The 11,239-nt window shown below is 46.1% G+C and carries 13 protein-coding genes and 1 other RNA gene; 3 read left to right on the top strand and 11 right to left on the bottom strand.

All coding sequences use genetic code 11. The annotated features are described in order from the left end of the window. Positions 1-132 precede the first annotated feature (132 nt). The gene (locus QYB97_RS14775) at positions 133-1,173 is read right to left on the bottom strand and encodes an NAD(P)-dependent alcohol dehydrogenase (protein WP_301166768.1); all 1,041 of its coding nucleotides are present in this window, start codon (positions 1,171-1,173) and stop codon (positions 133-135) included. Positions 1,174-1,391: 218 nt separating this feature from the next. Between QYB97_RS14775 and QYB97_RS14780 the strand changes: the two genes are divergently transcribed. Then, positions 1,392-1,799: a MerR family transcriptional regulator gene (locus tag QYB97_RS14780; RefSeq protein ID WP_301166769.1), complete on the top strand. Its 408-nt coding sequence runs from the start codon at positions 1,392-1,394 to the stop codon at positions 1,797-1,799. A 191-nt stretch (positions 1,800-1,990) separates the two neighbouring features. Here the strand turns inward: QYB97_RS14780 and QYB97_RS14785 are convergent, their stop codons facing one another. The 7 genes from QYB97_RS14785 to secG all read right to left on the bottom strand — a co-directional run bounded on the left by QYB97_RS14785 (position 1,991) and on the right by secG (position 7,928). After that, entirely contained in the window at positions 1,991-2,479 is a 489-nt protein-coding gene (locus QYB97_RS14785) for a P-loop nucleotide/nucleoside kinase family protein (protein WP_301166770.1), read from the bottom strand. 213 nt (positions 2,480-2,692) lie between these two features. Continuing rightward, positions 2,693-3,053: a transfer-messenger RNA gene (ssrA, locus tag QYB97_RS14790) on the bottom strand. 126 nt (positions 3,054-3,179) lie between these two features. After that, the gene (gene smpB, locus QYB97_RS14795; protein WP_301166771.1) at positions 3,180-3,647 is read right to left on the bottom strand and encodes an SsrA-binding protein SmpB; all 468 of its coding nucleotides are present in this window, start codon (positions 3,645-3,647) and stop codon (positions 3,180-3,182) included. Between the two features lie 101 nt (positions 3,648-3,748). Further along, positions 3,749-6,049, bottom strand: coding sequence for a ribonuclease R (gene rnr / locus QYB97_RS14800; RefSeq protein ID WP_301166772.1), 2,301 nt, complete (start codon positions 6,047-6,049; stop codon positions 3,749-3,751). A gap of 45 nt (positions 6,050-6,094) precedes the next feature. Then, positions 6,095-6,847, bottom strand: a complete 753-nt coding sequence (locus QYB97_RS14805) for an alpha/beta hydrolase (protein ID WP_301166773.1) — start codon at positions 6,845-6,847, stop codon at positions 6,095-6,097. Positions 6,848-6,862: 15 nt separating this feature from the next. Further along, a complete protein-coding gene (locus QYB97_RS14810; protein ID WP_301166774.1) occupies positions 6,863-7,558 on the bottom strand; it encodes an alpha/beta hydrolase in 696 nt (231 codons plus the stop codon). A 139-nt stretch (positions 7,559-7,697) separates the two neighbouring features. Continuing rightward, the gene (gene secG / locus QYB97_RS14815) at positions 7,698-7,928 is read right to left on the bottom strand and encodes a preprotein translocase subunit SecG (protein WP_301166775.1); all 231 of its coding nucleotides are present in this window, start codon (positions 7,926-7,928) and stop codon (positions 7,698-7,700) included. A 124-nt stretch (positions 7,929-8,052) separates the two neighbouring features. Between secG and QYB97_RS14820 the strand changes: the two genes are divergently transcribed. Continuing rightward, positions 8,053-8,700, top strand: a complete 648-nt coding sequence (locus tag QYB97_RS14820) for an ABC transporter ATP-binding protein (RefSeq protein WP_301166776.1) — start codon at positions 8,053-8,055, stop codon at positions 8,698-8,700. Further along, positions 8,690-9,469: an ABC transporter permease gene (locus tag QYB97_RS14825; protein WP_301166777.1), complete on the top strand. Its 780-nt coding sequence runs from the start codon at positions 8,690-8,692 to the stop codon at positions 9,467-9,469. Before QYB97_RS14820 ends, QYB97_RS14825 begins: the two co-directional genes overlap by 11 nt. Here the strand turns inward: QYB97_RS14825 and QYB97_RS14830 are convergent. From QYB97_RS14830 to QYB97_RS14840, 3 genes are read right to left on the bottom strand one after another with little or no spacing between them, the layout of a single operon-like run. Continuing rightward, positions 9,461-10,177: an ATPase gene (locus QYB97_RS14830; RefSeq protein WP_301166778.1), complete on the bottom strand. Its 717-nt coding sequence runs from the start codon at positions 10,175-10,177 to the stop codon at positions 9,461-9,463. The two genes, QYB97_RS14825 and QYB97_RS14830, sit on opposite strands and share 9 nt — an antisense overlap. Beyond that, positions 10,161-10,664: an ECF transporter S component gene (locus QYB97_RS14835; RefSeq protein ID WP_301166779.1), complete on the bottom strand. Its 504-nt coding sequence runs from the start codon at positions 10,662-10,664 to the stop codon at positions 10,161-10,163. Before QYB97_RS14835 ends, QYB97_RS14830 begins: the two co-directional genes overlap by 17 nt. Then, positions 10,651-11,238: a cob(I)yrinic acid a,c-diamide adenosyltransferase gene (locus QYB97_RS14840; protein ID WP_301166780.1), complete on the bottom strand. Its 588-nt coding sequence runs from the start codon at positions 11,236-11,238 to the stop codon at positions 10,651-10,653. Before QYB97_RS14840 ends, QYB97_RS14835 begins: the two co-directional genes overlap by 14 nt. Between the last annotated feature and the right edge of the window lies 1 nt (position 11,239).

Consider the following 11,239-nt stretch of genomic DNA (forward strand, 5'->3'; position numbering starts at 1 on the left):
TAAGAACAGACAATCAATCGCTAAATATGTCCGATTTGATGGTTATCCGACATATGAATCGTATTTGTCGATTATCTCTGGAAGATTTAAAACAAAAAAAAAAGCCCCATTTGGGACTTCTTAGGACGCAACTTATATTGTGCTTGTGTCAATAACAAAACGATACTTAACATCAGAAGCCAGTACGCGCTTATAGGCTTCGTCAATTTGGTCAGCTGAGATCACTTCAATCTTAGGAGCAATGTTGTGCTCTGCACAGAAATCAAGCATCTCTTGCGTCTGACGAATGCCTCCGATCATGGAGCCGGCAAATGAACGGCGGTGACCGATCAAAGAGAACACATTTACTTCAAGCGGCTCTGCAGGCGCACCGACATTTACAAGCGTACCGTCAAGCGTAAGCAGTGAGAAGTAAGCATCCATGTCAATCTTTGCACTTACCGTATTGATAATCAGATCAAACGTTCCGGCAAGCTTCTGAAAGGTTTCCGGATCTTTTGTAGCATAGTAATCTTTTGCGCCGAATTCTAAACCATCTTCCTTTTTGCTTAGTGATTGGGACAGAACCGTAACTTCAGCGCCCATCGCATGTGCAATTTTGACTGCCATATGACCAAGGCCGCCCATACCAACAACCGCTACTTTCTTGCCTGGGCCCGCTCCCCAATGCTGTAATGGAGAATACGTCGTGATTCCCGCGCAAAGCAATGGTGCCGCTGCGTCAAGCTCGATGTTATCAGGAATTCTGACGACGAAGTCTTCGGTTACTACGATATGGGTAGAATAGCCACCCTGTGTCGGCTCTCCGTATTTATCAACACCTGCATAGGTAGGAACATTACCTTTAAGGCAGTATTGCTCTTCTCCTTTTTGGCAGTTCACACATTCACCACAGGAGTCGACCATACATCCAACACCTACTCTGTCACCAACTTTGTACTTGGTAACCTCTGCTCCTACTTCTGTTACAAATCCGGCAATCTCGTGCCCTGGAACGAGCGGATAATTCACTTCGCCCCATTCGCCGTGAGCGGTATGGATATCAGAATGGCAGATGCCTGCAAACTTAATTTCAATTAGAACATCATTTGTATCAAGGTCGCGCCGATTAATTTCAGCTTCGCGAAAAGGAGTGTCTGGACCATCTACAGCTCTTGCTTTAGCAGTTATCATGAAAGAACCTCCAAGTATGTATAGTTTCAAGAGATCTTTTTCTCTTGTAACCCCATGGTATTCCTTAGAGTTAACTCTAGGTCAAGCAATTACATCCTATATTTAAAAACTATTTACACATCCCTCCTGAGTGTCTTTGACATGAGATAAATTCAGTGATAGAATTTTCCAAACCATAGAGTTAACTCGAAGTCTATATCCAGACAAGGAGATAAGTGATGAAGACCTATACCATAAGCGAAGTTGCAAAAGAATTGGACCTTACCGTATATACTTTGCGTTACTACGACAAAGAGGGACTTATGCCTTTTGTAGAACGAACACCAAACGGAAATCGACTGTTTAAAGAAACCGACATCGGCGCGTTAAAAGTCATTGAATGCCTCAAATCCACCGGGATGCCGATTAAAGAAATCAAAACCTTCATTGACTGGTGCTCTGAGGGAGATTCCACTCTGGAACAACGATATAACATGTTTATTGAGCGAAAAGCCAATGTGGAAGCACAGATGGAAGAGCTGAAAAAGACAATGGAGATCATCCAGCATAAATGTTCCTATTATAAAACAGCAATGGATGCGGGCACTGAAGATATTCATAAAGAAGAAAAGTTAGCGAAGATGTAATCAAAAAAGCCTAAAATTCCGGAATGGAACATTAGGCTTTTTTGCGTTTAAAAATATAAGGTATTCTCGGGTTTTGACTCAATGGAAACCGCTCACATGCAACTCTACTATTTACTAATTGGTGCTAATATTTTGTAACCTTTGGGTACGTACCTGCTTCTACAACACTGAGTTGAACACTTGTTATTGCTTTAACGAAACTCTAATATATGTAAACCCTCAGATGCCTCTGGTGGTTCAAAAAAATTAGTAACATGAATGAATACCGCTTCTGTATCAAAAGATGCTCTTTCAGGCTGTTCGATACGTCTTTGTGCAATTTGACGTAAGCATTGCTCGTTATTTAGATTAAGGAAAATTAGTTGATGACTTGCATGGACCTCTTTTGCTATATCCAAAAACCACTTTCGCTGTTTTTTCGTGTTACCTGGAAAATCCATCACGACATCTGTACCCACACTTAATATGTTTTGGATATGCTTTTTCAACAATGGTTTTAGCTGAGCGGAAAATTTTAGATAGTCCTCAAATGATTCGACCAGATTGGGATAAAGAGATGAAATCCATTCATCCTCAGACAACAGTACAGCATGCTTTTCCATCGCCAATTGTTTAGATTTAGTTGATTTTCCTGCCCCCATTTTTCCACAGAAAAAGTATAGCGTTCCCGATTGTTTCATATCCTTAACCCCTCGTGCTTTTTAATTATCGCCTGACCTTTTTAAAGCTATATTCTGCTGATACCTGATCATATCCTTCTAAAACCATATCCTCTATCAATAAAAAAAGAGAAATGCTCTGGGCATCTCTCTTTTTTTGATTTAGGCTTTCAATTATGTTTTATCAGAATGCTATTAAGTCACAGAAATAAAAAAACCACCAACAGTATGTATTGGTGGAGACGGTGGGAGTCGAACCCACGTCCAAAGATAACGGCACTTAAGCTTCTACGAGTGTAGTCGACATATTAGCGTTTCGCGACTTCAGCTGCCTGTCGACAGGCGTTTGAAGTGCTAGCCTGATTGTGCTCTTCCTTCGTCCTCAGGCGGAGGACAGCCGGCGTAGCCCACTAAGAGTGAGACCCTTACCCTACCACATGGGCGATGGAGGGAGGATCAGCTAAAGTGCTATTACGCAGCTAAAGCTAGGTTGTTGTTAGTTTTGCCAGTTATAGGCGTTGGCGTTTTAACGAGGCCGACCCCCTCGACTCGCAACTTAAGCTCGAACTATCCCTGTCGAATCCGTAACGTCCCCATGATAGAAATCCCGGGGTGAAACTTACGGGAAGTTAAAGCTGCTGCAACTTTTTATTCAGTTGTTAGCAACACAATAGAGTATAGCATTTTTACGCTGTTTTTTCAACCGTGCGCATTCTCCAGTTTATGCCTTTTGGCGGTCCCTGAAGGCGCGTTCGATCTCGCGTTTGGCATCTTTTTGCTTGAGATCCTGACGCTTGTCGTAGTTCTTTTTACCCTTGGCCAAGCCGATTAAAACCTTCGCAAATCCGTTTTTCAGGTACAGCTTCAGCGGTACGATGGAGTATCCCTGCTCTTTCGTCTGGTCCAAAAGCTTGGCGATTTCCTTCTTGTGTAATAGAAGCTTGCGCGTTCTCAGCGGATCATGGTTGTACCGGTTTCCCTGTTCGTACGGGCTCACGTGCATGTTGTGAAGAAACAGTTCTCCATTTTGCACACGGGCGAATGAATCCTTCAGGTTAATCCGGCCAGCCCTGATGGCTTTGATTTCAGTACCCTGGAGGACGATGCCTGCCTCAAAGGTTTCTTCCACATGATAATCGTGCCGCGCTTTTTTATTTTGAGCGACAAGTTTTCCTTCTCCTCTTGGCATGTTTCATGACCTCCCCAAAACAAGTGCAACCTTAATTATACTTAATTGGTCAGGAAACGTCAAATACAGCAGCAGGCTGCATGACGTTTCCCTGCACCGGTTTATCTCTTTTTGTTTTTCTTTTTCTTTTTCGTCACATTGCCTTTATAAAACGGCTTTTTCTTGCCTTTGGTTGAGCCGCCTTTGTCCCCGCGATCCGCTTCCGGACGGCGTGTTTTTCGTTTACGTTCTCCGCCTTCGATGACTTTTGGACGGTCTTTGCCCCGTTTGCGAGGTGTTCCCTTCATCCCGACGATTTCAAAATCAATGGCACGCTCGTCGAGGTTCACATTGATGACGCGAACAGACAGTTCATCTCCGATTCGGAAGACATTCCCTGTGCGTTCACCGATCATGGCCATATGCTTCTCATCATAGCGGTAGTAATCATCAGCCAGGTAACTTACATGCACAAGTCCTTCAATCGTATTCGGAAGTTCAACAAACAATCCGAAATTCGTTACAGAACTGATTACGCCTTCGTACTCTTCCCCGATTTTGTCCTGCATGAATTCTGCTTTCTTCAGATCGTCCGTTTCACGCTCGGCATCCACCGCGCGGCGTTCTCTGTCAGACGCATGCTTGGCAATCTTCTCAAGCTGCCCCTTCCATCTTTCCACCGTGCTTGGATCGGTCTTTTTATTGATTAGATACGTTCGGATTAACCGGTGAACAATCAAATCCGGGTAACGGCGGATCGGTGAGGTAAAATGTGTATAGAATTCAGTCGCCAGTCCATAGTGGCCCAGGCTTTCCGGATAGTATTTCGCCTGCTTCATGGATCGAAGCATGATTTTGCTGATGACCATTTCTTCCGGCTCGCCTTTAACTTCTTCAAGCAGCTTTTGAAGTGAACGCGGATGAATGTCTTCCACTCCGCCTTTCAGCACATAGCCGAACATGGCGATGAACTCGAGAAAACGGTGAAGCTTCTCTGCATCCGGGTCTTCATGAATCCGGTACATAAACGGAAGATCAGCTTTATGGAAGTGCTGGGCTACGGTTTCGTTGGCACACAGCATGAATTCCTCGATCAGGCGTTCTGCTACTGATCGTTCGCGAAGCACAACTTCCTGCGGCTCGCTGTTTTCGTTCACGATGACGCGTGCTTCACTGAAATCAAAGTCAATCGCACCGCGGTTAAAACGGCGCTTGCGCAATACTTCGGCCAGTTCGCCCATTCCATCAAAAAACGGAATAAGGGATTCATAGCGTTTTAAGACTTCGTCGTCCTCACGCTGAAGGATTTTCCTTACATTCGTGTACGTCATCCGTTCAACGGTTTTGATGACACTCGGGAAAATCTCATGCTTGATCACTTCGCCTTTTGGTGTGATTTCCATCTCGCATGATAGTGTCAGGCGGTCCACTTGCGGATTCAAGGAACAAATCCCGTTGGACAAACGGTGAGGAATCATTGGAATAACACGGTCCACGAGGTACACACTTGTTCCCCGTTCCAACGCTTCCACATCAATCGGTGAACCTTCCGTAACATAGTGGCTGACATCGGCGATATGAACACCGAGTTTATAGTTGCCGTTATCAAGCTTGATCACATTTACGGCATCATCCAGGTCCTTTGCATCTTCTCCATCGATCGTTACGATCGTCTGGTCGCGCAAATCACGGCGGCCTTCGATATCTGCTGGATCAATGGTATCAGGCACACTGTTGGCCTGCTCAATCACTTCTTCAGGAAATTCTCTTGGCAGCCCGTGCTTGAAAATGACGGAAAGGATATCCACGCCCGGATCGTTTTTATGGCCGAGGATGTGGATGACTTCTCCCTCTGCACTGTTCCGCCCTTCAGGATACTTGTTGATTTTCACAACCACTTTATGGCCTTCAATCGCACCGTTTACCCCTTCAGCCGGAATGAAAATATCATTTGGGATCCGCTTGTCATCAGCGACGACAAACCCAAAACTGCGGCTCTGCTGGAATGTTCCTACGGTTTCCGTTACACCGCGCTCCAGAATGCGGATAATGGTGCCTTCCGGATGGGAGCCTTTTGAATTGGTGTTAAGACGTACGAGCACCACGTCATTGTTCATGGCACTGCCCATCTCACCCTGTGAAATGTATACGTCTTTTCCTTCTCCTGTTTCAGGGATGACGAAAGCAAACCCTTTTGCGTGGGCCTGTACCTTCCCTCTTACAAGATTCATTTTGTCGGGAAGACCGTACCGGTTCGTTCTTGTTCTGACCACAAGCCCTTCGTCTTCCATCTCGTTCAGCGTGCGAACCAGAATTTTAAAATCATCCGCTTCCTGAAGATCAAAAGCCTCTTCCAGCTCCTGAACAGTCAGTGGTTTATACGCTTCATCTTTCATGAATGAAAGCAGTTTCTGCTTATCCACTACATCTCCTCCTTATGGGTAAAACTGAATAAAATCAGTTTCAGCTTACTCCACGGACCAGTCCAGCTTTTCAAGGAAGGTGTAGACATCCTCGTGCAGCTGTTCCTTTTCCTTGCCAAGCGTGATTACATGAGTGGATTCTTCGTACCATTTCAAATCCTTCAGGTCGCTTTCCACTTCATTGTAAATAATATTGGCAGAGTCCGTATTAATCATCTCATCATGTCTAGCCTGTACAACAAACGTAGGTGCGTATACCATGTCAATGGAATTTCGCACATCACCCAGGAGCTTTTGCAGGCCATTCAAGGTATCCATAGGGGTTTTCTTAAACGCCTCCATCTCCTGATCAACTTGCTCCTCCGTCTTGTTTTCACGGCTTTTGTATTCCCGGGCGTATTCGAGCACACCCTCGTAAATCGTTTCTTCACTCTTCACATGCATCGGTGCGCACATCGGAATGACACCCATCACCGGCTGCTCGGTCGCCAGTTTTAAGGAAAAAACACCGCCCAGCGATAATCCGCAAACGGCAATTTCCGTATGTCCCTTCTCTTTTAAAAGGTTGAATCCGTCCATGACATCCTTCCACCAGTCATCCGGGCCTGTATGTACGAGTTCTTCCGGCGGGACAGCGTGCCCTTTATACTGTGGCGCATGGCAGGTGTACCCCTTCTTCTGCAGAAAACGGCCCAGCATGCGAACGTCCGCAGAGCTGCCGGTAAAGCCATGTAATAATAATACCGCCCGTTTTCCTCCTTCAAACATAAATGGTTTTGGTGCTGTAATTTTCATCACGATGCTTACTCTCCCTTACTTCGTTGGTTCCATTAAAAATTGAAAAACTTCTTCAATCAGCTCTTCCAGATCCACATCATGGCATATCATGTGCTTTGATTGTTTTAAATAACAAAGCTTCTTTTGTTCCGATGGTATGGTTTTATAAATATATTCGGCGTTTTTACGCGGCACCAGCCCGTCGCACTCCCCCTGGATGATCAGCGTAGGGACATCAATTTCAGAAAACGAGGGCTTGAGCGTTTTGACGAGCTTACGGAATTCGAACGTGGCGGAAAGCGGAGTATCCATAAACTTTTTCCGGTATCTCAGGTACAATTCATCGTCCTTCAGCATTCCCCGCACGCCTTTTACGATCATGTCCTTGATGTCTTTCACCATTTGTGCCGGGTTCATATAATAAGCGCTCGCACTGAGCAGAATAAGCTTGTCGCATCCGTACTTGGAGGCAAGATAACCGCCGATCATTCCGCCCATGGAGAAACCGAGAATATAAATCGTGTCACTCTTTTTCCGCAATTCCAGAAAGGCGCGCTCTGCTTCATCGATCCAAAGCTTGTGTGTGATCCCCTTCAGCATCAATTGTTCTCCATGCCCCGGATAGGTTGGCACCGAAATCTGCCAATCGGTATGTTCTTCTAGATAGCGGGTAACCGGCTCCACTTCATAGGGACTGCCGGTAAAGCCATGAAGACAAAGACAGCCAATCATATTATCACCTTTTTTATCATTAGTTACCCTATAATGTCCGTAAAAAATCATACCATATCCCTATTGGAAAAAGCTTTCAAACTGCCGGGTGAAAAAATAAAAACAGCAAGTGAAAAATTCACCTGCTGTTGGGGTATCATTAAATGAAATAAGCTACCGCAATCGCCAACAAGAAGAACAATGTGGCGAGAATAATCGTCATCCTGCTCAGGACGGCATCCATTCCACGGGCTTTTTGTTTACCAAATAACTGCTCGGCTCCACCAGTAATCGCTCCTGATAATCCTGCCGAACGGCCAGATTGAAGAACAACGACTACAATAAGAGCGATCGAAACAATTACCAATAAAACTGTTGCTGCTGTTTGCATTTGTCACACCTCCACGAACAACGTTACACTATACTTAATGTATCATACGGGCATTCTTTCGGCAATGTATTCCAAATATTTTATCAAGCCGGAAAGACGACTTTTGGGAAGGAGGCACTGACCCTTGTTTGAACTGAAAGATATCATCTATAAAGATATTCTGAAGATCGATCACTTACATATCGAAGACAATAAAGTGAGCATTTTGACCGGAGAAAGCGGAAGCGGAAAAACGACGGTGCTGAAGCTGCTCAATCACCTGATCAGTCCGGATGAAGGTACGGTGCTTTACAAGGGAAAGGACATCGCCGCACTCGATCCCGTTCAGCACCGAAGAAACGTCGTTATGCTTCAGCAGATGCATGCCATTTTTCCAGGGACCGTCAAAGATAATCTGACTGCCGGCCTGAGGTTTGCCGATCAAGCAGTTCCTGATGATCAGTTGCTTGAAGAAGCTCTGCAGCATGTGCATTTAAGAAAATCGCTGGACACAGAGGCAGATGGGTTATCGGGCGGGGAGCAGCAGCGGCTTGCGCTGGCACGTGTTCTTTTACTGGATGCAGAGGTTTTTCTGCTGGACGAGCCGTCATCCGCCCTTGATGAAGAAACAGCCGATGAGGTCATTGCAGGCTTCCTGAAAAAGGTCAAACAAAAGAACAGAACCGTTGTGATGGTCACCCACTCCAAGCAAATTGCCGAACGTTACGCTGATGTGCCTGTTCACCTGGAAGAATACAATCAGAAGAGTAAGGATGCTGCACATGAACGATAAGATCATTGATATCTCACTGTGGCAGCTGCTGTCTGCCTACCTCTTTATCGTTGTGTTAACCGTTATTGTGAAGTGGAGAGGAATTGCGAGAGAGAAAGAAATCATCATCGGAACACTGAGGATGACCATTCAGCTCGTGCTCGCAGGATATATCCTTACCTATGTATTCAAGCACCCGCATCCGCTTCTGACTCTTTTCATTTTCGCTCTTATGGAAATCTTTGCGATTTATAACGTTTTTAAGCGGATCAAATACGAATTATCTTCTTCATTAAAAAAAGTCATCGCTTTTTCGATGACAGTTGGTACTGTGGTCAGCCTTTTATTTTTCAACTATGTGGTCATCCGGTTTTCTCCGTGGTTTGAGCCGCGGTATGTAATCCCGATTGCCGGCATGGTCATCGGTAATGCCATGACAGGAATCACGCTCGGTGTAAACCATCTTGTTGAGGGGATGGAAAAGCAAAAACGCATGGTGGAAGCAGCCCTTATGCTCGGAGCAACCCCGAAAACCGCTTCCAAAGAACTGGTTGACCGTGCGTTTGATTCCGCCATTCTCCCCACCATTAACTCAATGGTCGGCATGGGCATCGTCTTTCTGCCAGGCATGATGACCGGCCAGATCCTGTCCGGTATCGCACCGCTCACCGCTATTGAATATCAGATTGCCATCATGCTGGGGATTGCAGGGTCGGTCTCGTTCAGCGTCATCCTTTTTGTTCAATATGGGTACCGGACGTTTTTTAATGAGCGGTCTCAATTAAAGTAAAGAATCCAGTTCATGAAACAGCATTCCGCACAGATTTGTTATTGCGGATTGCTGTTTTTTATCATAACTGATCAGCACGCATGTGGAAGGCCCTGCAGATTTGTCCATTGGCAGAGTGCTTCTGAACTTTTCTGATGAGCCACACAGCACTTCAAGCTCGTGGCGGATGCCTTTGGAGCCGACAGGCAGCATTTCATAAATGCCTTCTGTTTTCAGCAACTGACTGAAGAGGGACAATGAAATCACTTCTTCCGGACTGGCCATCACTTCATCCCCGACAAGCGGAACACCTATAACGGCAAACTCTGCATCCGCAGGGGTAATTCCCATCTTCAATTCCTCTCGTGCTCCTCTGCCAATCATCGTAAATGAAGACGCAGACTGGATCATGTTCATATTGCTCTCGGTACTGCCCGTAATTTCGATCGTGTCGAGGCCGAGCTCGGCGAACGTTTTTTGAGCCCCGGTCACAAGGTTGCCCCATGCCTCTTCACCGTTAAAAGAGTGGATAATGAACGAAACAGGGACTGCCCCGGCAGCCAGCACTTCCAAAGCACAAACCCTGGCGCCATACTGGGCAACCACTTCATAAGGAACATTCACTTCATCCATCGGAAGGCTTCCGATCCCACCTGAGTTGTCTGCGGCAATTACAACCACCTGCCCACAGCCAAAATCCTGCACGGTAATATCACGTTTTCTTTTCATGGTCGATCCTCATGGCAGACTGAAGGAAAGCAGGCTTTATCCGTGGAATGATGATAAGAGCGGTCAAACCATTAAGAACGGCGGCTGCCAGCAGGCTTGGAATAAGCCCGATAACAACCGCTTTTCCCAGCACCGGCCAGAAACAAAGCGGTGCCAGGATGCCGTTTCCTATGACAAACATCAATGTGGCAGCCCTTTTCGCATTTCTCCTGTACAAGACGCCATAAAAAAACGCCAGAAGTCCCATCTGCACCGCTACCATTACATGGAGCGGTCCCAGAGGAAAACCGGCAAGCCCTGCTGAAAGCAAATGACCGAAACACGCCACAGCAACCCCTGACCATGGAGACATTAACGCCGCCGCAGCCAGGGCAGGCATGGAATCAAAAGCCACACTGCCTGCGGGCGAAGGAATTTTGATAAATGAACCGGCTGCTGCCAGAGAGACAAACGCCGTAAACAGTGCTAATTGCTTATTCCGTGTCATTTTCTTTTCGCTTGCCTCCACGGAAGACGATTGCGCTTCGTTCGTATTCCACGTCCTTTACGCCTTCTCGGTAGTTAATCACCCGGGCAATGGCAAAAAAGTAATCGGACAGGCGGTTCACATATTTTAGTACGACCGGATTGATTTCAGCTTCCTGCTTCAATGCCACGATTTCGCGCTCTCCCCTTCTTGCTACCGTACGGCAGACATGAATGGCCGCTGAAGCCTCTGAACCTCCAGGGAGAATAAAGCGTTCGAGCTCTGGAGCTTCTTTAATATATTCATCAATGCTTTCTTCCAAAAAGGTAATCATGTCGGCGTTCGCTTTGAATGGATAGTCCTTTTTTACAGCAGACAGATCTCCGCCACAGTCAAACAGCTCATGCTGGATCTTCACCAGTTCGTTCCGGATATCCTCAAACCTGGCATCCTGGAGCTTTGTCACTGCCACCCCGACGAAGCTGTTCAGCTCATCCAGTGTGCCATAGGCATTCACACGGATATGGTTTTTATCCAGCCGTCCTCCGATCACGCTCGTTTTCCCTTCATCACCTGTACGTGTGTAAAGCTTCATA

The organism is Fictibacillus fluitans (genome assembly GCF_030418125.1).
GTDB classification, from domain to species: Bacteria; Bacillota; Bacilli; order Bacillales; family Fictibacillaceae; genus Fictibacillus_C; species Fictibacillus_C fluitans.

Coding starts and splice junctions, on each gene's coding strand:
- QYB97_RS14840 (WP_301166780.1), bottom strand. CDS start 11,238: ATGAAGCTTTACACACGTACAGGTGATGAAGGGAAAACGAGCGTGATC.
- QYB97_RS14775 (WP_301166768.1), bottom strand. CDS start 1,173: ATGATAACTGCTAAAGCAAGAGCTGTAGATGGTCCAGACACTCCTTTT.
- QYB97_RS14825 (WP_301166777.1), top strand. CDS start 8,690: ATGAACGATAAGATCATTGATATCTCACTGTGGCAGCTGCTGTCTGCC.
- QYB97_RS14830 (WP_301166778.1), bottom strand. CDS start 10,177: ATGAAAAGAAAACGTGATATTACCGTGCAGGATTTTGGCTGTGGGCAG.
- smpB (WP_301166771.1), bottom strand. CDS start 3,647: ATGCCAAGAGGAGAAGGAAAACTTGTCGCTCAAAATAAAAAAGCGCGG.
- secG (WP_301166775.1), bottom strand. CDS start 7,928: ATGCAAACAGCAGCAACAGTTTTATTGGTAATTGTTTCGATCGCTCTT.
- QYB97_RS14835 (WP_301166779.1), bottom strand. CDS start 10,664: ATGACACGGAATAAGCAATTAGCACTGTTTACGGCGTTTGTCTCTCTG.
- QYB97_RS14780 (WP_301166769.1), top strand. CDS start 1,392: ATGAAGACCTATACCATAAGCGAAGTTGCAAAAGAATTGGACCTTACC.
- QYB97_RS14810 (WP_301166774.1), bottom strand. CDS start 7,558: ATGATTGGCTGTCTTTGTCTTCATGGCTTTACCGGCAGTCCCTATGAA.
- QYB97_RS14785 (WP_301166770.1), bottom strand. CDS start 2,479: ATGAAACAATCGGGAACGCTATACTTTTTCTGTGGAAAAATGGGGGCA.